18 protein-coding genes and 3 tRNA genes are annotated in these 21,786 nt (G+C 72.1%); 5 read left to right on the top strand and 16 right to left on the bottom strand.

The window, feature by feature from the left end:
• Window positions 1-18: 18 nt before the first annotated feature.
• The 4 genes from V1457_RS09110 to V1457_RS09095 form a co-directional block, all read right to left on the bottom strand.
• Complete coding sequence (locus tag V1457_RS09110) at window positions 19-2,646, bottom strand: CHAT domain-containing protein (RefSeq protein WP_338602427.1); 2,628 nt, start codon at window positions 2,644-2,646, stop codon at window positions 19-21.
• Window positions 2,643-3,125, bottom strand: coding sequence for a hypothetical protein (locus V1457_RS09105; protein ID WP_338602424.1), 483 nt, complete (start codon window positions 3,123-3,125; stop codon window positions 2,643-2,645). Before V1457_RS09105 ends, V1457_RS09110 begins: the two co-directional genes overlap by 4 nt.
• Window positions 3,122-3,715 carry an RNA polymerase sigma factor gene (locus tag V1457_RS09100; protein WP_233626944.1) on the bottom strand — a complete coding sequence of 198 codons (594 nt, stop codon included), beginning with the start codon at window positions 3,713-3,715 and terminating at the stop codon, window positions 3,122-3,124. Before V1457_RS09100 ends, V1457_RS09105 begins: the two co-directional genes overlap by 4 nt.
• A gap of 75 nt (window positions 3,716-3,790) precedes the next feature.
• On the bottom strand, window positions 3,791-4,912 hold the full coding sequence (locus V1457_RS09095; protein ID WP_338602419.1) for a S8/S53 family peptidase: 1,122 nt from the start codon (window positions 4,910-4,912) through the stop codon (window positions 3,791-3,793).
• Window positions 4,913-5,220: 308 nt separating this feature from the next.
• Between V1457_RS09095 and V1457_RS09090 the strand changes: the two genes are divergently transcribed.
• Window positions 5,221-6,012, top strand: a complete 792-nt coding sequence (locus V1457_RS09090) for a hypothetical protein (protein ID WP_338602417.1) — start codon at window positions 5,221-5,223, stop codon at window positions 6,010-6,012.
• A gap of 234 nt (window positions 6,013-6,246) precedes the next feature.
• Here the strand turns inward: V1457_RS09090 and V1457_RS09085 are convergent, their stop codons facing one another.
• Window positions 6,247-7,683, bottom strand: a complete 1,437-nt coding sequence (locus V1457_RS09085; protein ID WP_338602414.1) for a PLP-dependent aminotransferase family protein — start codon at window positions 7,681-7,683, stop codon at window positions 6,247-6,249.
• Between the two features lie 62 nt (window positions 7,684-7,745).
• On the opposite strand from V1457_RS09085, the gene V1457_RS09080 reads away from it, so the two are divergent.
• The 3 genes from V1457_RS09080 to V1457_RS09070 all read left to right on the top strand — a co-directional run bounded on the left by V1457_RS09080 (window position 7,746) and on the right by V1457_RS09070 (window position 9,744).
• The gene (locus V1457_RS09080) at window positions 7,746-8,396 is read left to right on the top strand and encodes a YitT family protein (protein WP_200068887.1); all 651 of its coding nucleotides are present in this window, start codon (window positions 7,746-7,748) and stop codon (window positions 8,394-8,396) included.
• Window positions 8,389-9,216: a hypothetical protein gene (locus tag V1457_RS09075; protein ID WP_338602410.1), complete on the top strand. Its 828-nt coding sequence runs from the start codon at window positions 8,389-8,391 to the stop codon at window positions 9,214-9,216. Before V1457_RS09080 ends, V1457_RS09075 begins: the two co-directional genes overlap by 8 nt.
• Window positions 9,217-9,510: 294 nt before the next feature.
• Window positions 9,511-9,744: a hypothetical protein gene (locus tag V1457_RS09070; RefSeq protein ID WP_200068885.1), complete on the top strand. Its 234-nt coding sequence runs from the start codon at window positions 9,511-9,513 to the stop codon at window positions 9,742-9,744.
• A gap of 370 nt (window positions 9,745-10,114) precedes the next feature.
• Here V1457_RS09070 and V1457_RS09065 read toward each other — a convergent pair.
• The 9 genes from V1457_RS09065 to V1457_RS09025 all read right to left on the bottom strand — a co-directional run bounded on the left by V1457_RS09065 (window position 10,115) and on the right by V1457_RS09025 (window position 17,914).
• Window positions 10,115-10,188 (bottom strand) — tRNA-Phe (locus V1457_RS09065).
• 29 nt (window positions 10,189-10,217) lie between these two features.
• Window positions 10,218-10,294 (bottom strand) — tRNA-Asp (locus V1457_RS09060).
• A gap of 16 nt (window positions 10,295-10,310) precedes the next feature.
• Window positions 10,311-10,383 (bottom strand) — tRNA-Glu (locus V1457_RS09055).
• A gap of 316 nt (window positions 10,384-10,699) precedes the next feature.
• Window positions 10,700-11,311 (bottom strand): TetR/AcrR family transcriptional regulator, encoded by a 612-nt coding sequence (locus V1457_RS09050; protein ID WP_200068857.1) that lies wholly within the window; start codon window positions 11,309-11,311, stop codon window positions 10,700-10,702.
• A gap of 447 nt (window positions 11,312-11,758) precedes the next feature.
• On the bottom strand, window positions 11,759-12,001 hold the full coding sequence (locus tag V1457_RS09045; RefSeq protein WP_200068856.1) for a hypothetical protein: 243 nt from the start codon (window positions 11,999-12,001) through the stop codon (window positions 11,759-11,761).
• 418 nt (window positions 12,002-12,419) lie between these two features.
• Window positions 12,420-13,445 carry a YncE family protein gene (locus tag V1457_RS09040; RefSeq protein WP_338602403.1) on the bottom strand — a complete coding sequence of 342 codons (1,026 nt, stop codon included), beginning with the start codon at window positions 13,443-13,445 and terminating at the stop codon, window positions 12,420-12,422.
• A gap of 9 nt (window positions 13,446-13,454) precedes the next feature.
• A complete protein-coding gene (locus tag V1457_RS09035) occupies window positions 13,455-14,060 on the bottom strand; it encodes a methyltransferase domain-containing protein (protein WP_338602400.1) in 606 nt (201 codons plus the stop codon).
• Window positions 14,057-14,797, bottom strand: a complete 741-nt coding sequence (locus V1457_RS09030) for a DUF2064 domain-containing protein (RefSeq protein WP_338602397.1) — start codon at window positions 14,795-14,797, stop codon at window positions 14,057-14,059. Before V1457_RS09030 ends, V1457_RS09035 begins: the two co-directional genes overlap by 4 nt.
• Before the next feature lie 78 nt (window positions 14,798-14,875).
• Window positions 14,876-17,914, bottom strand: coding sequence for an arabinosyltransferase domain-containing protein (locus V1457_RS09025; protein WP_338602394.1), 3,039 nt, complete (start codon window positions 17,912-17,914; stop codon window positions 14,876-14,878).
• Window positions 17,915-18,026: 112 nt separating this feature from the next.
• On the opposite strand from V1457_RS09025, the gene V1457_RS09020 reads away from it, so the two are divergent.
• Window positions 18,027-18,503: a hypothetical protein gene (locus V1457_RS09020; RefSeq protein WP_295144161.1), complete on the top strand. Its 477-nt coding sequence runs from the start codon at window positions 18,027-18,029 to the stop codon at window positions 18,501-18,503.
• A 135-nt stretch (window positions 18,504-18,638) separates the two neighbouring features.
• Here the strand turns inward: V1457_RS09020 and V1457_RS09015 are convergent, their stop codons facing one another.
• Window positions 18,639-19,793 carry an acyl-CoA dehydrogenase family protein gene (locus V1457_RS09015; protein ID WP_200068853.1) on the bottom strand — a complete coding sequence of 385 codons (1,155 nt, stop codon included), beginning with the start codon at window positions 19,791-19,793 and terminating at the stop codon, window positions 18,639-18,641.
• A gap of 1 nt (window position 19,794) precedes the next feature.
• Window positions 19,795-21,786: a biotin carboxylase N-terminal domain-containing protein gene (locus V1457_RS09010; RefSeq protein ID WP_338602389.1), complete on the bottom strand. Its 1,992-nt coding sequence runs from the start codon at window positions 21,784-21,786 to the stop codon at window positions 19,795-19,797.

Genomic DNA, 21,786 nt, shown 5'->3' with positions numbered 1-21,786 from the left:
GCAGCAGCGCCTGGCCGGTCATGATCGGCCTCCGTATCCGAGGCAGAGGAACCCCGTTTCGCCGTGCCGCGCCTGCGCCGAGGCCAGCGCCTCGGCCGGGGCCACGCCGCGACGGAGCGAATCGTGCAGCGCCACCATCACGTGCGCGGTCCGCTCGTCGGGAATCGGCACGACGCTGGCGATCACCGTCACCGTCCCCCGCCCGAGCAGCGTCGCGGCGAGGCCGGTGAGCTGGTCGGCGCGGCCCACCACCGAGCGGCCCGCTTCGCAGGCCGACAGCACCACCGTGCGCGGGCCGCTGCGCAGCCGGTCCAGGTCGTAGCCGTACAGCGGCCCGTCGGCCAGGTCCAGGCAGGACAGCAGCGGCTGGTCGGCGCGGAACCAACCGTGCGCCGCGATGTGCGCCGCACCGGCACCGTCCACAGCGGACAGGACCTGTTCTGCACCGGCGTCCGCGCCGGTCAGCAACCGGCCGCCGCCGGCGCGGTGCAACGCCCGCACCTCCCGTTCAGCGTGTTCCAGACCAGGGCCCGCGACCCACACCGATTCCCCGTCGGATTCGCTTCGACCGTCCGCCCTGCCGCGCATCCAACAGCGCAGCGAAGGCGCCACCGTGACGCTGCGTCCGCGGCAGGCGGGCAAGGCCGACCACGGGACGGCGTGCAACCGACCGGTGGGAACCACCAGCAAACTGCGACCTCCGGACAGCGAGTCGACCAGCGGGCCGAGTAGGCGCTGCTGGAGAGCATCCGCCGTGACCTGCGCGCTGCTCAGGAAGGCTGCGTGCTGTCGTTCGTCCCCGGACTCCGCGGCCCTGCCCAGCGCGTGGCGCAGCCGTTGCGCCTCGGCCACCGCGCCGTCTTCCGAACCGAGCGAGTGCAACTGGATCCGACCGTCCACAACGGACACGGCGTGCAACTCCCCGTCGTGCGCGAACAAGGTCAGCAGCACCGCATCGCCGATGGCGGCGACCACCTCGTCGATCCCGAACGCGCCCGCGGACTCCCCGGCCCCGCCCTCGACCAGCAGTGCCCGATCCCGGACGTGCCGTTCCAACGTGCTGATCTCGGACATCGCATGACGCAACCGCGCGTCCTTCGCGCCCCACATCCCGGCCACCGCCGAGCGCAGCCGCACCAGCGCCGTGCGCAGCTCCGGATCGGAGGGCGGGCGCAGCGCCCGGCGGTGCAACGCGCTCACCCGGCCGCGTTCGGTCCAGCGCAGCGCGGTTCGAGGATCACCGGTGCGCAGTGCCGCCCGGACCGCCGTCGCGCCGAGTTCCTCCGCCAGTCCGAACGCTTCGATCCGCAGCTCCAGCGCCGCGATACCGGCCGCGTGCGTCTCGACGGCGCGCAGACCTTCGCGGCAGGAGTCGAACAGCCGAACCGCGTCCCCGGCGTCCTCGGCCAGCAGTGCCTCGGCGAGCCGGCCCAACGCCAGTTGTCGCGCGTCACCCGGTGCCGCACCGCGCACCGTCGCCGCCAGTTCCAGCAGGTGTCGCGCCGTAGTCCGGTGGCCGCGGCCCGCGGCCACCCGGGCCGCGGTGAGCCACAGCTCGGCCGCCGCAGTGCTCCACCCGTGCGCCGCGCAGGCCGAACCGGCACGCCGCGCCGACGCGAGATCGCGCCGGGTCGCCTCCCCGGCCCGCAACCTCGCCTGCCACCGGGTCGCAACCGCCAGTGCGGTCCACGCCGGACGACGCTGGGAGCGGAACAACCGAGCGGCCTGCTGCGCAGCGTTGATCGCTTCCAGCGGTTCTCCCGCGCGCAGCGCACATCCCGCCAGCGCCAGCCTGGTCTCGGCGAGCCGCACCGCGCGGCCGAGCCGTTCCAGCCGGTCGGCCGCTCGCAGCAGCTCGGCTCGCGCGGGCTCGTGCATACCTGCGCCTGCGAGCGCCTCCGCGCGGTCCACCAGGACCTCCGGGCACTGGTCGGGGTCCACGCCCCGCACCCGCGCCTGGTCGAACAGCTGCAACGCGCGCGGCAGATCTCCCGCGCGCAACGCCACGCAGCCCCGGTTGTGCCTGCACAGCGCGGCACGGTTGACCCGGCCATGGGTGCGGAACGTCCGTTCGGCCGCGGCCAGGTCCGACTCCGCCTCGTCGAGCCGGTTGCGGTACAGGTGCGCCAGCCCGCGCCCGACCAGCGCATTCGCCGCCCACTGGTGGTCGTTGTGCCCGGTCAACCGCGGCAATGCCGCGGACAGGTCGCGGACCGCCTCGTCATAGCGGTCCTCCTGGCACCGCAGCAGGCCGCGCAGGCAGGTGGCCCTCGCGAGGTCACCGCCGCTCAGGTGCGGCTCCGCGGTCAGCAGGTGCTGCCACGCGGCATCCGGATCACCGCGGTCCAACTCGGTCCACGCGTAGGTCAGCCGCACCTGCGCCGCCCGATCCCATAGCCGCGCGCGGAGCGCGGCCGCAAGAGCGAGCCGGGCGTGTTGCCGCGCGTCCGACGAACGCCCCTGCTCGACCGCGACCAGGCAGGCGACGTGCCTGGCGAGCACTCGCAGCTGCGGATCCCCGGCTGTGGCCAGCACTTCCTCGGCGACGCGCAAGGCGCCAGCCGGGTCCGCACCGACCCGATCCCGCCACCACAGCACCGACGACTCGGAGATCCTCGCCGGTGCGACGGCGGTCCCCGCGCTCAACAGACCAGCCAATCAGCCACGGCGGGCGCCGCCGCGCCCGCCGGCCGGAACACGACGCTCAACGGCCCGCTGTGCAGATCGGCCGCACCGTACCGGCCGTTCTCGTCCAGCTCCGCGATGTGCTGATCATCGGCGCAGCGCAAGACGACCTCACCTTGCGGAACGCCATCGCCCGCTTGGTTGAGCACGATCCCGGACGCTCGGAGCATCCCGCCGACCATCGGCACCAAGTCGACCTCGACGATCCGCCCCGGCATCAGATACGTCAGCACCCGCGTCCGAGACGCGGCGCCGTGCAGCCGGGTGTTGGCCGGTTCGTCGGCCGAGTCCCCGATCAGCTCCAACCCCGACGGATCTTCGAAACCGTGCGCCCGGCCCACGGCTGCATAAGCGGCGGTGAGCATCCGTCCCGGTGGCGGATCGCACTGGTGGAACAGATCGTCCAGCACGCGCAGCTCCGCTGGTTTCCGCGTCCTCATCCGGCGGCCTCCTCCGGAACCGAGCCACCGGAAAGCTGCTCCCGCAGCGCCGCCAGGCACCGCCCCTTCTTCGGGCCGATGCTGCCCCGCGGCATCCCCAGGGCCTTGCCGACCTGCTCGTAGCTGGCATCCGGCGCGACCGCGACCACCCGCAACAATTGCTGGCACCGCAACGACATCTGCGCGAACGCCTGCCACATCCGGGAAACCGTCAGCGAGCGCAGCGCGCTGCTCTCCGGCCCGTCGCCCCCGTCGACCACGTCCAGGATCCCGTTCTCGAATCCGACCGGTGACTCCCGACGCCGCGCCTTCGACAACCGGACGGCCTCCCGCCGCGCGGTCGTGGCCAGCCATCCCGGTAACGCACGGGGATCACGCACGCTCCCCAGCTTCTCCGCGAGCAGCAGCCACGTCGCCTGGCACACGTCTTCCGCATCGGTCACCGTGGGCGAATACGCTCTGGCTGCAGCCCACACGACCGCGCTGTTGCGGTCCACGAGCTCCCGCCAGGCCAACTGGTCCCCGGCCGCCGCCCGCTCCATCAGCTCCGGCTCCCCAGCCGGATCGGAACCGTCCTGCACGGCACGCATCGGGCACCTCCCCTCTTGATCGCCTTCTCGCGATTAAGAGGGGCGAGACCGCCGATCAGATTCACCCCACCCCAATTAACCCTCGAACGGGTAACGCCGGAGGACGGTACTGATCGCGTCGTCCCTGCTCCGCCCTTCCCGGAGTGCGGCCGCCACCGCGGCCGCGACCTGCGGTGCGGCGAACGAGGTCCCGCTCCAGCGCGCGAAGCCGTAGTCGCGCTCGCTCCCGGGCCGCAGCCGCACGAAACTGCTCACCACGTCCACGCCCGGCGCACACGCATCGACCCAGCCGCCGGAGTTCGAGAACTCGGCGAGCCCGCCTTGCCTGTCACCCGCGGCCACCCCCAGGACCCGCGGCGACGCGGCGGGCCAGAACGGCCGCGACGAGCTGTGGTTGCCCGCAGCCGCCACCAGCACGCTGCCCGCGAACCGCTCGATCTCCGCCCGCAACACCGGTGGGCATTCGTCGTCGGGCGTGTGGCAGCCGGAGGTCATCACGACCACGCCGACCGGCTCACCGCGCCGCCGGGCATCGGCGCGCAACGCCCGCAGTCCGGCCACGACCGTCATGTCGTCGGTGAACCCCAGCGAGGAAAGCACCTTCTGCACCCGGATCGCGGCGCCCGGCGCGTGGCGCAGCACCACACCGGACACGAACGTTCCGTGCCCCGCTTGGCGGTCCTGATCGCTGTCGTCGTCGGCGTCCAGGACTTCCGGCACCTCCTCGAACCAAGATCGCCCGGCGAACCAGGGATGCGGGTCGCAGCCGGTGTCCAGCACACCCACGGTCACGTCCCAGTGCTGGTCCGAGGGCTCGGGGACCGGCGGCGCCGGGTCCGGCTCCGCCCCGCTGCCGAACATCACCGGCGTGCCGAACATGACCGGCGAACCGATGTGCAGGTGGTTCGCGCAGGCGTCCGGCACGTCGCAGGCGATGTCCACGCAGCGATCCCGCTCGGACGGCCGCAAGCGAATCCGCGCAAGTTCCAGATCGTCGTCCTGCTGAACCCGATCGACCCAACGGCGCACCCGCGACAACGCCGCGTCGAGGGAGTCCCGCGCGACGACCAGTTCACCTCGGCGCACCAGGCATTCCGCGGGGCCGCCCTGGTCGTGCACCAGGACGTCGTGGCCGTAGTGCGCCCAGTTCCGGCCCAGTTCGACGGCGCTGAACCGGCCTCCGATCGTAGAGTCCACAGCGGACACTGTGCGGTCGGTCACCGGGTTCGTCCACTCGGGACACACCGTAGTGGCAAGCGGCGCGGATCTCGTCGCGGTACGCGCGTGATCTGCGCTGCGAACGGCTTCAGTAGACCGCCTGTACGGGTGGTTGAAACCGGTGTGGGCTCCCGACCATCCTGTAGCGGGGGACCATTGATCCCACTTGTTCCGGGCTCCGGCCGCCAGACGGGCCGGCCGGAGAAGGCGGTCCGCCGGGACCGCGGCCGAGCAGCCGGAACGACAGCAGTCGACGAACAGGCCGCCAGGAAACAGGCAGCCGGAAATTGGCGGTGGTGCAGGTGACCGGTAGCTGCGCGCGGCGCAGGCACTGGTCCCGCCTGCGCGCCTGCACCACGCGGGCCGTCGCCGCCGCGGGCATCGCGGCCGGTGCCTGGCTGCTCGGCACCGGCGTCGCGGCGGCCGAGCCGGAACGGTTGCCGGACGTGTCCGCGCAGGTGCAGGAAGCCATGCCGGACATCGCCGCGCGAACCGAAGCCGCGCAGCCGGACGAGATCGAGATCGCCGAACCGCGCTCCCCGGAAGTCGAACAAGTCCGAGTCGAAGAACCCGACGTCCAGCTGGCCACGGCCGTGCAGGAACCGATCGACGCCTCGCTCGGCGAGGAAGTCACGGCACCTGCGCGCGACGCCGAGCAGGCCGACGAGCCCGTTTCGCCGGACAACTCCGCACCACCGGCGACCACGTCCCTGACACCGCAAAAGCCGAGCCCGAACGCCGAAGTCCCCGTTCCGGCTCCACCGCGGGCCGTCGCTCCACGTCCGGCAGAGCAACACATCGGCCACGCCGACAGCGCCTGGAGCCCGCCCGACGCCGTGCAAACGCCGGAAGCGCACCACGAGGCGCCACCTGAACCGTCGCCGGTTCCACCGCCACCCGCACCCAGCACGATCACCGCACCTACCTCGTCCGCGCCGGGACATGAGTTGCGCGGGCCGCACGCCGTCCTGCCCGCGCAAGTCCGGCTATCCGGGCCCGCCCGCGCCGCGGGCGGCCACGCCGAGCCGCCCGCCTTGCGCGGCATCGCTCTGGTCGAACCGTCCGCCGCACCCGACTGAACCGGGGTCCGGCCGGGCCTCCGGCGCGCACATCGCAACCGCAGTCTCCCGTCCCGCCGCCTGCGCCCGGCCGGACGGGATCGGGGGCGCTTTCCGGACGAGCGAATGTTGACCTGACCTGTCACTCGCCCGGAAGCCCCGGCCCCGGTGCCGCACTGCCCCTGCGGCACCGGGGTGCCCGCGGTCGCCCTCCGGCACGACGAGGGGCCGTGCCGGAGGGCGAACCGCCGGGCGTCAGTTCACCGGAACGTCCAGCGGGCACGGACCGCTGGTGCCGCCGAGCGGCGCGGCCGCAGCGGCGATCCGCCGCACCGACTGCCGGAGTTCCTCCGCTGGCAGGGTGTACGGGAACCGCAGATAGCGATCCAGCGAGCCCTGCACCGCGAACCGACTGCCCGGAACCAGCCGCAGCCCGTGCTGTTCGGCGGCCACGACCAACCGGCTGCTCACCGGGGAACCCAAGTTGCACCACAACGACAGCCCGCCGTCCGGAACGCGGAACCGCCAGCCGGGAAGGTGCTCCGCCAGCTCGGCGATCAAGACATCCCGCAGCCGCGCCACCTCTTCGCGTCTGCGGCGCAACACCGGATCCGGATCGCGGAGCAGTTCGGTCAGCAGCAGTTGCTCCAGGACTGGACTGCCGAGATCCACCGCAGCCCGGTCCAGCAGCAGGCGCTGCACCAGGTCCTCCGGCGCCCGGACCCAGCCCAGCCGCAGACCGCCCCAGAACGACTTGCCCGCCGACCCGAGCGTGATCACCCGCCCCTCGTCGAACGCGGCCACCGGCGCGGGCGCTTCGCCGTCGGTCAGGTCCAGATCGACCAACGTCTCGTCGATCACCGCGGGAGTTCTGGTCCGGCGCAGCATCCCGGCGAGCCGTTCCCGCCCGTCGGCGCCCATCCGGATGCCGGTCGGGTTCTGGAAGTCCGGGATCAGGTACGCGAGCTTCGGGTTGGCCTGGTGCAGCGTCGCCGACATCAACTCGAGGTCCCACCCCTGCGCGAGCATCGGCACGGCCACCGCCTCGGCACCGACGCCCCGAATGGCCTGCAGCGGGTTCGGGTAGGTGGGGTGCTCCACCAGCACCCGTTCACCCGGAGACACCAGTGCGCGCAGCACGAGCGCGAAGCCGTGCTGGGCGCCGTTGGTCACCAGGATTTGCTGCGGGTTCGTGGGCAGGCCGCGGCGCGCGTAGCTCGCGGCGATCAGTTCGCGCAGCTCGGGGAGGCCGAACGCCTGGTAGCCGTGCCCGCTGAGGTACTCGGGCAGCAGGCACCGGGCGCGATCCAGTGCAGTGGTCAGCTCCGGTGGCGCGGGCAGCGTCGCTTGCGCGAGGTTGATGAACTCGCCGGTCGCCGGGGGCCAGCCGCCCGGATCGGGGTTCGCGCGGTCGCCGGGGAGCCGGACCCAAGAACCGGATCCCTGCCTGCTGGCCGCGAAACCCTCTTCGCGCAGCAGTTCCAGCGCGCGCACCACGAGGGTGCGGCTCACCCCGAGCGCTTCGGCGAACTCGCGCTCGGCAGGCAGCCGGGTACCGGGCGGCAACCGGCCGTCGAGGACGAGCCGCCGCACGGCGCGGTGCAGGCCGCGGGAGCTGGGGCGGCCGGAGTGCCAGTCCTGGAGCAGGTCCGCGATACCGCGGGCGCCGACTCGACCGATCACGCGGGACATGGGTCCAATAATTGCAGATTGGACCTCGTATTCGGTACCAATACCCGGGTACCTCTCGAAACATGACTTCGACAACGGCTCAGGTGGATCTTTCGCCGATACCGGTGCGAGTGCGCCCGGCCGCCCGGCTGCCGCAGCTGCTGATCGGGCTTTGGCTCTACGGCACGAGCATGGCGTTGATGGTCCGCGCCGGGCTCGGATTGTCGCCGTGGGACGTGCTGCACGACGGGCTGACCAACCGGCTGGGCTGGAGCTTCGGTGCTGTCACGGCGTTGACCAGCATCATCGTGCTGCTGCTGTGGGTGCCGCTGCGGCAGCGACCGGGCATCGGCACCGTCGCCAACGTCGTGGTCGTAGCCGGGTCGGTGGATGTGGCGCTGGCCGTGCTGCCGCAGGCGCACGCGCTGGTCTGGCAGCTCGCGTTGCTGGTGGGGGGAGTACTGCTGAACGGCGCGGCCACTGCGGTGTACGTCGGCGCCCGGCTCGGCCCCGGGCCGCGGGACGGCCTGATGACCGGCTTGCACGCGCGCACCGGCTGGTCGGTGCGGGTGGCGCGGACCGTTGTCGAACTCGTCGTGCTCGCCGCCGGGTGGCTGCTGGGCGGTTCCGTCGGCGTCGGGACCGTCGTGTACGCCCTGCTGATCGGGGTTCTCACGCAGTCGCTGCTGCCGTTGGTCGCGGTGCGCCGCAGCGGACAATCGGACCATGCCTAGCGTTGAAGTCGCGGAACAGGCCGGTGATCACTTCTCCGGACCCGGCCGGAGCGAGGACGTGGTGCTGGTGCTGCCCAACGCGGTGGCGGTGCTCGACGGCGCGACGTCGTTGAGCCCGGCGGCACGCTCCGGAGGCTGGTACGCCGCGCAGCTCGCCGAGGCGTTGCGGCCGCGCTTGGCCGTTCCGGGCGCGGACCTGGCGGATGTGCTCGCCGAGGCGATCAGCGATGTGGCGGACACCTGGGAACTCCGGCCCGGCGCCTCCCCTTCGAGCACTGCATCGCTGTTGCGCTGGGACGACGACCACGTCGAGGCCCTGGTTCTCGCGGACAGCCCGATCGTGGTGTTCACCGGGGACGGCCCGCAGCCGGTGATCGACGACCAGCTCGCGGCGCTGGGCAGCGGCGGCGGTTACCGCGAACGCCTGCTTTCCGGCGGCGGATTCGGCGCAGGGCACCGCCGCGCGCTGGGTTCGTCGATGGATCGCACGTCCCGCTGGCGCAATGTCGACGGAGGTTTCTGGGTCGCCGAGGCAGTCCCCGAAGCAGCGTTCCACGCCGCCCGCGCCGACTGGCCGCGGCCTGCGGTGCGAGCGGCCTTGGCGGCCACCGACGGTGTGTCCTGCGGAGTGCAGGAGTACGGCAGCTACGAGGACTGGTCAGCGATGCTCGAGGAGGCGTCCCGCGCCGGGCCCCGAGCCGTGCTGGACCGAGTGCGCGCAGCCGAGGAGGCAGACCCGGACGGAACCCGCTGGCCGCGACCGAAACGGCACGACGATCAGGCGCTCGCACTGGTCCGGTTCGCTAGTCCGATCGTGTGATGTTGCACACCGGGCTCCTGGAAAAAAGATCTCTGCACCTAGAGACATTCGGCATACCACCAAGTAACCTGGAAGGCGTCCACCTGACCCCCAGGGGTGGACTTAACGCCCCCGCACTCCCGGTGACCCCCAGGCCGGTTGAGCGCGGGGGCGTCCTACTTTCAGGGGTAATTCACTTTCTCGCGCAACTTTGCGGATGCTCACTCGTTTGTGTGGACAAGGGAACCTGTCACCGCCGCCCGCGGTCTCATCCGGTGGCCGCACGCAAGACTCCAGCCCTGGGAGGGATCACCCGTGGACCTGCACACTCGGATCGAGCTGTTCGGTGGCCCCGAGGACGGCCGGGAGATCACGCTGCCTGCCGGGGCCGACGGCGCTCCGCTATCGCCGCTGCCCGTGCCGCGAGACGGTTCGGAACCCGCCGATGAAACCCCCGCGTGGTACGTGAAGGATCACCAGCGTCCGCACGGCGTCTGGGTGTACAAGTACACGATCTCCCCGTCCGTCCGTGAGACCCGCGTGCAGTGAACCGGCGGCCGATCAGCGCTCAGCACGTCTTCCCCCACCACGCACACCGCATGATCAGCCGCGCCGAGCACAGGCGCCCGCTTCCAAGCAGCCCCGCACATTGGCGGAATTCGAAACAAGCGGGCCCACCGGAATCGGTGCTCAGCTCAGGGCGCGTCAGCCGCTGGTCCTCGGCGTCCCCGACCGGACCGTCATGGACATGATGGGTTGGTCGACGTTGTCGATGAAGAAGCGCTACGCCACCGACGAGATCCGGCTAGACGCGGCGGGCAGGCTGAACGCCTTCCTTGGGGAAGCGACTGAGACCTCAAACGAAGACCTGAAAAAGCCCCACCGGCAACCGGTGGGGCTTTTTGGCTGGTCTGAGCGGTGGCCAGGGGCGGGGTCGAACCGCCGACCTTCCGCTTTTCAGGCGGACGCTCGTACCAACTGAGCTACCTGGCCGTGGCGCCCGGCTCCTCAGCCGATCGCTCTGGCGACCCAGACGGGACTTGAACCCGCGACCTCCGCCGTGACAGGGCGGCGCGCTGACCAACTGCGCCACTGGGCCATGTGCTGTTGTAGCGTACCCCCAACGGGATTCGAACCCGCGCTACCGCCTTGAAAGGGCGGCGTCCTAGGCCGCTAGACGATGGGGGCTTGGCCGATTCGGAACCGACCCGGCCTTGCCTCCTACCGGCTTTCCCTTCGCGGGGCGCCCCGTTCGGAGTGATTAAAGCTTACGACACGACCTTGGCGGGCTCCAAACCGGGGGGTCCGTTGCGCGCGGGCCGCCCTCCCGCGGCCGCCGGAGCGGCCGCGACAATGCCTAATGGTAGCGCTTTGACCAGCGTTTTTCACGCCTCAGCCGGGGTGCTTCGATGGGCGCCGGGCAGCCGGCGGAGGTGGCCGAGCGGGGTCGGCGAGCGCTTCGGAGGCGCTCCGCGGCGAAAAACCGGATCGCGTGACGCCGCTCTCAGCGGCCGGCGGGGGGAGCGCTCACCGACGGGTTCTCCCGCAGCCACTCCGCGCTGGCGATACCGCCGAGCATCACCCGCCACACGTCGCCGATCTGCTGGGTCATGCCGGTCGCACGTCGCTGCGCGCCGAGCACCCGCACGCCGACGAGGGCCGCGTGCACCACGCGGGTCGCCGCCACCGGATCGACCCCGGAACGCAGCAGGCCGCGCTGCGCGGAACGCCGGAACAGCTCTCCGAGCCGCTGCTCCCAGTCCAGCGCGGAGCCGTTGTCGCGCTGCGCCAGTTGCGTGCCCGCGCGGATCACCACGTCCCGCTCCAGGATCCGCACCGCCTCGTCGACGATGCCGACCGCGGTGGTCAGCGGGTCGAGTCCGCGTTCGGTCCAGCGCTGCCAGACCTTCGACCACGCCTGCGACTGGAAGCGGACCAGCGCGGCGGCTACCGCCTCCTTCGACGGGAAGTGGAAGTAGAACGCGCCTTTGGTGACGCCGCTGCGGCGAAGGATGGCGCTCAACGGCGTGGCCTCGTAGCCGGTGCGGTCGAACTCCTCGGCAGCAGCGATGACGATGGCACGACGGGTGACTTGCGCCCGGCGCTGCTGGGGCATGGCGCGGCTCCGGCGGCTGGAACGTGGACCGCGCCGCTGCGCGAGCGGTGACATTCACCAATGCGGTGACGCAGTCCACGAAAGGATGATCAACTACGCCACGCGAAGTTACCGCGCTGCACCGTCGGCTGCCCATGCGCCGTGCCCGTGTCACACCGGTGACCACTGCGGGACCGAGCGGTGACCTGGACGGAACGGGAAAGAAACCTCGCGGTATGTTTCCCGCAGGCCGGGCGCGGCTCGGCCGGTTCCTTCCCCCGCGAGGCGGGCGACCGGGGGGTGCACGCCTCGCGGGGAAGGTTCCGCACGCCGGATCGCCGATCCGCTCCCGGGTTCGCCGCCGAGCAGGCGCGGCCGCGGACGGTGCGCTTCTCCGAAGTAGCAGAGTCCGACACCGCGCAGCGCGGTTCGCCGACACCGCAACCGTTTCCGGCCGCGGCCGCGGGTTCAGCGGATGACCGGCGGCTCGCCGTCCTCGTCGTCCGGGACGAGTCCGAGCATGTCCAGCAGCAGCCGGCAGTCCTCGGTGTCCGCCGCGCTGCGGGCGACCGCTATGCGCGCTCTGTGCACCTGGTCGGCGGTGATCCGGGCGGGCTCACCGCTGCGCGGAGCGGGCACCGCCGAGGATCCTCGGTGGGCGGTTTCCTCCTGCTGCCACAGGAACTTTCGCACGTCCAGCGACCCGTACATGACGCCTCCCCGGCTCGGGTTTCGGCCGCAGGTTATCCACAGGCTGTCAACAGCCGCAGCCCCCCACAGAGTGATTCGTTTAGGACGCTGCGTAATCAGACGCTCTGATCGATCCACTTCGGAATCACCCAGCGAGCCCGCTCCGGCGACACCCGACAAGCGATCCACATCGGACGCACGGGCGGTGGCCGGCGCCCGCGAGCGGTCGGCGGCGCTGCGCGTTTCGCCAGAGGGAACGGGTCCGGCGCAAGCGGTGCGGTTCTCCGCGAATCCCTCCCCAAATCAGGGAGCGCGTGCCACAATCAGGTCGCTGACACACCCCCGGTCAGCGACTGTGGAGATCCCCTCCGACCCCCGCGCTCCTCCCCCTGGCGTGGGGGTCCTCCGCTGTTCGGGGCAAGTGTGTCGACACCGTCGGTCATCCGCTCAGACGCGCGGCGGGCAGCACCTGGAGCTCCGCCCGAGCAGTGCCGACCACCCAGACGTCGCCGTTGCGCGGATCCACCGCGACGTCGTTGGGCTGCTGCACCGCGGGAAGCAACCGCGGCGCGGCGGGCGTCCCGTCCGGCCGGATGTCGAGCACCGCGAGCTGGTTCGTGTTCGCCGAGGTCGCGTACGCCCTGCCGCGCGCCGGGTCGGTTGCCAGGCCGTACGCCCGCCCGGGCAGCGGTGCGGCGCCGAGCTGCCGCGGGCGCCCGGTGATCGAAAAGGTGAGCACCGCATGTCCGCGCGTGTCGGCCACCGCTACGCGGCCTTCGCCGATCGGCCGGACATGGCTCGGCCCCAGACCTGCCGGCAGCACCGCGACCTCGCGCAGCGTCGACGCGTCGAACACGTGCAGCCGGTTGCCGCGGACGTCCACGGCGGCGATGCGCCCGCCGGTGGCGGTGAGGCCGCCGGGCTGGGCCAAGCCGGGCAGCTCCCGCACCATCCGCCCGTCGCGCACCACACCGACGGATCCGCCCATCTCGTTGCTCACGAACACGGTTTCGCCGACCTGCGCGGCGTCGTGCGGTTGCGGGCCGACGGGGACCTCGCCGAGGACCTGTCCGCTCGGCACGGCCACCCGGGCCACTCGCCCGGTGTTCTCCCCGAGCACCAGGACTTCGCCGGGCCGCCCGGTGACCAGGTGCCGGGCCGCCCCGGGTGCGGGCACGACGTCGACCCGCCGGGTGTCGAGGTCGACCATGGCGAGCCGGTCGGGTTCGCGCAGCGCCACGACGAGCGTGCGCGAGCCCGGTTCGACCACCGCGCCTTCGGGAGCGCCCGCAGGCAGCGAAAGGTCACCGGCGGCCGCGGTCTGCGCGGGCGCTTGCTCGGGTTCGGCCGGCGGTGGCAGCGGCTGCGGCGCAGCGGGCGGTGGGGGAGGAGGCGGCGCGGGTGGCGCGGCGCATCCGGTGAGCGCGGTAGCGATCGCGAACAACAGCAAGGCGGGTTTGCGCATGGGTTTTCCTCAGCCGTGGGAGAGTTCGGCGAACCAGCGGTGGCGGTCCTGCGCCGTCCAGATCAGGGCGAAACCGGCGGCCTCGCCCAACCGGCGCAGCGTGTCGGTGTCGAGCTCGGCCCACGGGAACCACGGACCGCGGTGCAGTCGTGCGGAGCCGGTGCGCAGCCCGGTTCCGGGAGAACCGGTCTCGATCAGCGCGGTCCCGCCCGGGCGCAGCAGCGCCCGCACCCGCCCGAGCAGTTCGACGGGATTCCCGCCGATGCCGATGTTCCCGTCGGCGAGCAGCACGTGCTGCCACTCGCCTTCGTCCGGCACGTCGTCGAAAACGCTGCCCAGCATTGCGCGGCAGCCGTGTCCGGTGGTGAGCCGCACGGCCTCCGGTGAGGTGTCGAGCCCCAGCACCGGTACATCGCGGACCGCCAACGCGCGGACGAACCGGCCCGGTCCGCAGCCGACGTCCAGCGTGCTGCCGCGGCAGCGCCGCACCAACCGGGCATCGAGGTCGTCGGGATCGGCGAACCAGCGCCGCACTTGCAGCTCGGTGGTGGTGCCGTTGTCGTGCTCCAGCACGCTGGCGCGGCCCTGCAGGACGGCGTCGAACGCGGCGCTCAACGCGCCTCCCCGACCGGCGCGGGCACGTCGCTCAGTGCGGCGGCGAAGCGGGTTCGCGGGGCGAGCGCGGCGACCTGGTGGGCGTCGTCGATCGTGTCCACGTCGGCGAGCGCGGGCAGCGACAGCACCGAAAGTCCGCGTCCGAGCAACGCGGAGCGGGTGTGCTCGCCGGTGTCCGGCCGGGACATGGGCACGTTCCGCAGCGCGTCGGCGTGGCGCGGGTCGCGCAGCCCGAGGCCCCACCAGCCACCGTCCTCGGCGGGTCCGAGCACCGCGTCCGGGAGGCGCTGCGCGGGACCGCGCGCCAGGCGGGCCAGCGCCGCTTCGAGCAGGGCGCTGGTGACCTGCGGGGTGTCCATGCCGATCTGGAGCACCGGAGCTCCGGGCAACGCGGCCGCGACGTCGCTGTGCGCGGCGGCGAGCCGTTCGCCGAGACCGTCGCCGCGTTGCTGGAACACCGTCACGCCTGCCAGGGCCTCTGCGACATCGGTGGCGCGCGCCGCGTTGCCGAGGTCGCCGGTCCACCCGACGAACGTCCGCCCGCCTGCGACGTCACCGGCGGCTTCGAGGGTGTCGAGCAGGCTGGCTGCGGCGATGTCGGCGGCGGCCGCAGCGCCTGCCGCGGGCGCCAGTCTGGTTTTGGCCTTGCCCGGTTCGGGGGCTTTGGCGATCACCAGGATCGCCGCCTCCGCGGGGACTTCCCGCTGGGCGGGCGGCGGACAGTCGGACTCCGGCATGGCGGCGCTCCACGGTCGGTGAAATGTCTACATGTGCATTTCGGAGCCGATCAGTGCGCCGATTGGGCGGAATTCGTCTCAGGCCGGCGGGTAGCCCAGCGGGGTCCGGTCCCCTTCCCAGCCCCAGCGGCGTTGCGAGCTGGTCGCGGTGTCGTAGGCGTCGCGGCGCATCGGGTAGTCGACTTGCACCAGGCTTCCCCAATCCTGGTGCAGCGGCTCGTCCTCGGCCCCCAGCAACCGGGTCGCCATGGTCGTTTCCCGGCCGACCTGCCGGATGCCCGCGAAGGCCCCGCCGATCTCGCGCACGAACGACGCCTGGCCGTCGAATCCCAATTCCTTGGGCGGGGTGAGCAGCATCGTCGGTGCTTGCGCGAGCCCACCCGACACGCGCGGGGTGCGTCGGACGCACGGCGCGTCCCAGATCATCGACCAGTCGACGTAGGTCGGTCCGCGGCCGAGGGAAGCCCGCAGCGGCGCGATGTCGCGCACGCGCGGACCAGTGGTGGCGAGCCACCCGCCGGAGTCGACCGTGGCGTCGACGGCCTTGATCCGCACCGTGTTCGCCTCCGGCGGCACGTCGCGGACGGACAGCTCGCGCCAGGACGGGTGATCCTGCGGCGTGTCTTCCACGACGCGATCGCTGGGATAGGTGCGCCGCGCGGCGCGGTCGTCGCCGGAGTCGTCCAGCACCCGCTGCCCGAGCGGCTGGGCGTCGCGGCCGAACTCCAGCACCAGCCGGTTTCCGTCGCCGGTGCGACCGGCCGCCGAGACGGTGAGTTCCTGGTTCTGCCGCAGCTCGGGCAGGCCGAACCAGCGCGTGGTGAGTTCACCGGTACCGGCGGCGCCGCCATCGAGGCTGCCCCAGAGGTTCTTGGCGCTGCCGCTACCGGGCGCCGACGGCGGCGGCGAGTTCTTCGCGTAGCCGCCGAGCTCGGTGAACCCGGTGGATTCGTCGGTGCCGCCGGAAGGTTCCAGCGTGCGCACGTCGGTGGTGGTCACGACCTCGTCCACGATGCCGCAGTCGTCGCCGGTCAAGGCATCGATGTTCTGCCCGCCGACGGAGTAGCCGTCGCTTTGCCGGATGGGGGCGATGACGAACGAGGCGAGCAGCACCGCCACTCCGGTCGCGACGGCCAGCCCGCCGAGCCACGCGGGCATCCGGCCGAGCGCGGCGCGCCAATGCCGCCTGCCGAAGATCAGCAGCACCACTGCGAGCCCGATCCACAGCAGCGGGCTGTTGAACGGCGCGAACGGCGTTTCCTCGTGCGGCACACCGAAATCGCCGTAGAGGAACCACTCGTTCTTGCCGGCGAACGCGACGCTGACGCCGATCACCAGCAGCACGCTGCCGAACAACCCGACCAGCTCGTTCCGCGCGGCCACCAGTAGCACCGCGGAGGCCGTCAACGCGACGGCTCCGATGCCCGCGAGCGCTCCGAAGTAGTGCGTCCACTTCGACGGCGTGAACCACAGCAGCCCGAGCGCCACCGCGAGCGACACCGGCGCGACGTGCGCGTTGCGCAGGCCGGGCAGCCCGCGCCCGCCGCGCGCGAGCAGCAGTCCAGCACAAGCCAGCAGCGGCAACGTGATCAACACCGGCAATCGGCGGCCGAGACCGCCTTGCTCGTCATCGAAGCCCAGCAGGTACTCGTAGCGCCGGATCTCCTCGAACCACGGCACGTTCGGCCCGTAGAACTGGTGCAGCTCGGTGGCTCTGCTGACCCCGTACCAGGACTGATCGGCGAACATCGCCACGAGCCCCACCGCCGCGAGGCACGCCATGAGGGCGAACGCGCCCCACGGCGCTCCCGATGCGCGCAACGTCCGCCGGATCCGCGGGGCCAGGATCAGCAGCGGTGCTGCCGCGGTGAGCCCGACCGGGTTCACGGCCACGGTGAGGCCGGTGGCCAGCGCGCCGCAGCCGAGCAGCAGCAGGCTCTCGCGCTGCAGGCCGCGCAGCACGCACGTGAGCACGGCAGTCGCGCCGAACGCGACGAACGGCTCCGGCCGCACCCCCAGGTCGAACGGCAGCCACCACACGAGCAGCGCGCCGGCCAGCAGGGCCCGCACCCATGGTCGCCGCGCGTGCTCCGGCAGCAGCACCGGAAGTGCACCGCGGCTGAGCAGCAGCCAGGTGGCGAGCACCGCGATCAGGCTCGGCACCCGCAGCAGCAGCGGGCTCGCGTGCGCCGCGATCAGCGGCTGGACGAGGTGGAGCACCGCGGTGAACGGTGATTCGGCCGCGTTCTCCCAGCGGAAGTAGTTCGTGAACGCGCCGGAGCCGAGCCCGTTGCGGACGATGCCTTCGGTGAACCCGTCGTCGGGAGTGCGCGGCCCGAGCAGCGTCCACGCGAGCAGTGCGACGAGCATCCCCAGGTCGACGCCCCAGCGCATTGAGCGGCGGATGCGACTCGAGTCCGCAGTGGACGAATCGGACGGCGCCGGTTCGTCGGACGAGTCCGCGGGACGCACCCGCACCCGTCCGAGCAGGACGAGCGCGGCGGCCGCGAGGGCGAGCTGCACGGCGATCAGCGCGATCTTCCCGCCGGTCGGCGAACTCTCGAACCACGTGCTGGTCCGCGCCCGGACCGTCATCCCGTCGCCTTGATCGCCGGACAGGTCGGTGGTGAACGCGAAGACCTCGCGCACCCGGTCCTGCGGGTACTGCGAGGTGTTCGCGCCGACGCGGACCGTGCTGCCGTCGCCGGTGGCGTCGAGCCGCACCGAGCAGTCACCCGCCGGGATCGGGGTGCGCTGCACCTGCCTGCCGCCGATCTGCACCAGCAGATCGCCGTCGGCGGTCACGAGCGCGAAGCCCTTGGAAGCCGCGCCGGGGTTGGTGCTGGAGACCAGCGTCGCCGGTTCTGGACGCGCCTGCGCTGCGCGCACCACCGGGCACGGGACGTCGACGTGGGTTTCGGCGGGCGCGTACGGGACGAAGAACGCGGTGGTGGATTCCGGGGACTCGCCCGCTTTCGGCCACGTCACGGTGGTCTCGTCGGCGAGCACCGGCGCGAACGGCAGCAGCACCGCCGCCAGCAACCCGAGGATGCCGATGACCAGCGCGGGAGCCGATCTCAGCGGGGAACCGGCGGCGGAGTTCGGATGCGCGGACACGCCCGGACACTGCCATCCCGGTGCTGCGGCCCTGCGGCCGAGGCCGACACGCGGGCGGTGAGTGACCACACAAGGCTCGGTCGTTCGCAATAGAACCGTTATCGTGTCCGGCGTGGCTCTAGGACGAATCAAGGCCGGACTACGGCAGCAGGAACAACGCGGCAGGCCCGCGAACCAGCAGCCCGAGGAACCGGATCACGAAATGGACTCCTACCTCGCAGCCCTCGCGCCGGAGGAGGACAGCAGCAACGAGACCACCGGCACGGGTCAGCGGTTCGGCGGCTCGCAGGTCTACCAGCTGCGGCTGCCGCTGATGGCCAACGAGCAGCTCAAGGAGATCGCGGCCCGGCGCGGCACCTCGCCAGCGGCGCTGGCCAGGGACTGGGTGATGCAGCACCTGTCGGACTCGCCCAGCCCGGCACCGGCCGACCCGGAACCGATGCGGACGCACCACACCCCGGACGGCACGCCCGCTTGGCCGCAGCAGGAGGACACCCGCCGGTTCGGCGGCGATCCCGCGGCGCACTACGGTTTCCCGGCCGCGGAGACCGACACCGAGATCACCATTCCGCGCGGTCCGCTGCGCTGACCCCCCGCCCGATCCGACCCCCGAACCCCCATCTGAAACCGCAGCACGCTTTCCCCGAACTTCCCCCCGAAACCCCGGATCCTGCTGCCGGTGAAGGCGCCCCCCGACCGCCTTCACCGGCAGCTCTTCCGCGCCTCAGCCGACGCCGAGCTCCCGGGAGATCAGCATCCGCTGCACCTCGCTGGTGCCTTCACCGATCTCCAGGATCTTCGCGTCGCGGTAGAACCGACCGACCGGCGTCTCGTTCATGAACCCGTAGCCGCCGAAGATCTGGGTGGCCTCCCGCGCGTTGTCCATCGCCGCGTTCGACGAGGTCAGCTTGGCCAGCGCGGCCTGCTTGCGGAACGGTTCGCCGCGCAGCATCCGCGAGGCCGCGTCGTAGTAGGCCAGCCGCGCGGTGTGCGCGCGCAACTCCATGTCCGCGATCTTGAACTGGATCGCCTGGTACTCGCCGATGTGCTGGCCGAAGGCTTCGCGTTCCGCGGCGTAGCGCACGCATTCGTCGACGCAGCCCTGCGCGAGCCCGGTGCCCAGCGCGGCGATCGCGATCCGCCCCTCGGCGAGGATCGACAGGAACTGCGCGTAGCCGCGGCCGCGTTCGCCGAGCAGGTTCGCGGCGGGCACCCGGCAGTCGTCGAAGCCGAGTTCGTGGGTGTCCGATGCGTTCCAGCCGACCTTCGAGTACTTCGGCGCGACGGTGAACCCTGGCGTGCCGGAGGGCACGACGATGGTGGAGATCTCCTTGCCACCGTCGGGTTTCCGGCCGGTGACGGCGGTGACGGTGACGAACGCGGTCAGGTCGGTGCCGGAGTTGGTGATGAACGACTTGGAGCCGTTGATGACCCACTCGTCGCCGTCCAGCGCGGCGGTGGTCCGGGTGGCGCCCGCGTCGGAGCCGCCGCCCGGTTCGGTCAGCCCGAACGCGCCGAGCACCTCCCCGCTGCACAGGCCGGGCAGCCAGCGCCCGCGCTGCGCGCTGTCGCCGAAGCGGCGGATCGGCATGATGCCGAGGGAAACGCCGGCCTCCAGCGTGATCGCCAGCGAGGAGTCCACTTTGGCCAATTCCTCCAGCGCCAGGCACAGCGCGAAGTAGTCCCCGCCCATGCCGCCGTAGGACTCCTCGACCGGCAGCCCGAACAGCCCCATCGAGCCCATGGTGCGCACCAGCGGGTAAGGGAATTCGGCGCGCTCGTAGTAGTCGCCGATGACCGGAGCGACTTCCTTGCGGGCGAAGGTCCGCACGGAGTCGCGCAGTGCCTCGTGCTCCTCGCTGAGCCGGTGGTCGATCATTTCAGGACTCCTCGTGGTGAGCGGGATGCGCGGTGACGACGGCCAGCGGCTCGTCCAGGCCCACCGACTGTCCTTTTCGGACGTTCACGGCGGTGATCGTGCCGTCGGCGGGAGAAGTGACGATGTGCTCCATCTTCATCGCCTCGACGACGAACAGCGTCTGTCCCTTGTGGACTTCTGCGCCGGTGGTGGCGTCCGCGCTGAGCACCGTGCCGGGCATCGGGCTGGTGACCGCACCGCCCGCGCCGCCCGCGTCCTCATCGGGGCCTGCCAGCAGCCGGTGCTCGTGCACCGCCCAGGTCCGCCCCTCGGCCGCCAGCCACGTCGTGTCGCCGTCGCGTGCGCAGCGGAAGCGGTGCGTCCGGCGGCGATAGGTGAGGGTGAGCAGATCGCCGTCGAGCACCGCGCTCGCGGGGCCGCCCTCCTCGCCGGTCGCGACCTCCGCATCGGCGGCGCGCCCGCGCACCCGCACCTCGCCGGCCGCGAAGCGCCACGTGCTCCACGCCGGTTCGCCGAGCCGCCAACCGCTCGGCACCTCCCACGGGTCGACCACCGGACCGCCCGGTTCGGCCGCGGCGAGGTCGAACAGCGCCGCCGCGACCGGCACTTCCGGCGGCATCGGATCGGTGGTGAGCGCTTCGGACTCCCGCTCGACCAGCCCGGTGTCCAGCCGCCCGGCCAGCACGTCGGGATGGCCGAGCAGGTTGCGCAGGAACGCGATGTTCGTGGTCAGGCCCAGCACCGCCGTTTCGGCCAGCGCGGCGTCCAGCTTGCGCACCGCGTCCGCGCGCGCCGGGCCCCATGCGACGACCTTCGCCAGCATCGGGTCGTAGTCCGAGCCGACGACCGTGCCCTGCGAGATCCCGGAATCCACCCGCACACCGGCGGGTTCGTGCACCGCGAGCACTCGGCCGCCGGTGGGCAGGAAGCCGCGGGTGGGATCTTCCGCGTAGACGCGGGCCTCCACGGCGTGCCCGTCGAGGCGCAGGTCCTCCTGCGCGAAGGGCAGCGCCTCCCCGGCCGCGACGCGGACCTGCTGCTCGACCAGGTCGACGCCGCGCTGTTCGCCGACGGCGGTGACCAGCTCGGTCACCGGGTGCTCGACCTGCAGCCGGGTGTTCATCTCCATGAAGAAGAACTCGTCCGGCCGGTCCGCGGAGACGATGAACTCCACCGTTCCCGCCCCGGCGTAGCCCACCGAGCGGGCGACGGCGACCGCCGCGGCACCGATGCGCTCCCGCGTCGAGGCGTCCAGCAGCGCGGACGGCGCCTCCTCGATGATCTTCTGGTGGCGGCGCTGCAAGCTGCACTCGCGCTCGCCGAGGTGGACAGCGCCGCCGCGGGAATCAGCGAGGACCTGCACCTCGACGTGCCGCGGGCGGGCCACGAAGCGCTCCGCGAACAGCGTGTCGTCGCCGAACGCGGCGGCGGCCTCGCGGCGCGCGGAGGTGATCTGCTCGGGCAGCCGCTCCGGGGACTCGACCAGCCGCATCCCCTTGCCACCGCCACCTGCGGACGGCTTGAGCAGCACCGGATACCCCACTTCGCGGGCTGCTTCGACGAGGTCCGCGTCGGTCATGCCGGGATCGCTGCGGCCGGGCACCACCGGGACTCCGGCCGCGGTCACGGTGGCCTTGGCGCGGATCTTGTCGCCCATCGCTTCGATCGCGCTCGCTGACGGTCCGATGAAGGCCAGGCCCGCGTCTTCGCAGGCGCGGGCGAACTCCGCGTTCTCGGACAGGAAGCCGTAACCGGGGTGCACGGCCTGCGCACCGGTCCGCTCGGCGGCTTCGAGCACCCTGGCGGCGTCGAGGTAGCTCCGATTCGCTCCGATGTGGACGGAGGTGTCGGCCTCGGCCACGTGCCGCGCGCCGCGGTCGGCATCGGTGTGCACCGCGATGGCGCGGACGCCCATCCGCCGCAGCGTCCGGATCACCCGGACCGCGATCTCGCCCCGGTTCGCCACCAGCACCGCGCCGATGGATCCCGTCAC

Origin of the sequence: Saccharopolyspora sp. SCSIO 74807 (assembly GCF_037023755.1) — a bacterium.
In the GTDB taxonomy this organism is placed as follows: Bacteria; Actinomycetota; Actinomycetes; order Mycobacteriales; family Pseudonocardiaceae; genus Saccharopolyspora_C; species Saccharopolyspora_C galaxeae.
The sequence above is the reverse complement of the archived record's forward strand: the minus strand, read 5'-3'. Positions and strand labels throughout refer to the sequence as shown.

Coding starts and splice junctions, on each gene's coding strand:
- V1457_RS09105 (WP_338602424.1), bottom strand. CDS start 3,125: ATGAGGACGCGGAAACCAGCGGAGCTGCGCGTGCTGGACGATCTGTTC.
- V1457_RS09100 (WP_233626944.1), bottom strand. CDS start 3,715: ATGCGTGCCGTGCAGGACGGTTCCGATCCGGCTGGGGAGCCGGAGCTG.
- V1457_RS09085 (WP_338602414.1), bottom strand. CDS start 7,683: ATGTCCCGCGTGATCGGTCGAGTCGGCGCCCGCGGTATCGCGGACCTG.
- V1457_RS09080 (WP_200068887.1), top strand. CDS start 7,746: ATGACTTCGACAACGGCTCAGGTGGATCTTTCGCCGATACCGGTGCGA.
- V1457_RS09075 (WP_338602410.1), top strand. CDS start 8,389: ATGCCTAGCGTTGAAGTCGCGGAACAGGCCGGTGATCACTTCTCCGGA.
- V1457_RS09050 (WP_200068857.1), bottom strand. CDS start 11,311: ATGCCCCAGCAGCGCCGGGCGCAAGTCACCCGTCGTGCCATCGTCATC.
- V1457_RS09045 (WP_200068856.1), bottom strand. CDS start 12,001: ATGTACGGGTCGCTGGACGTGCGAAAGTTCCTGTGGCAGCAGGAGGAA.
- V1457_RS09040 (WP_338602403.1), bottom strand. CDS start 13,445: ATGCGCAAACCCGCCTTGCTGTTGTTCGCGATCGCTACCGCGCTCACC.
- V1457_RS09030 (WP_338602397.1), bottom strand. CDS start 14,797: ATGCCGGAGTCCGACTGTCCGCCGCCCGCCCAGCGGGAAGTCCCCGCG.
- V1457_RS09015 (WP_200068853.1), bottom strand. CDS start 19,793: ATGATCGACCACCGGCTCAGCGAGGAGCACGAGGCACTGCGCGACTCC.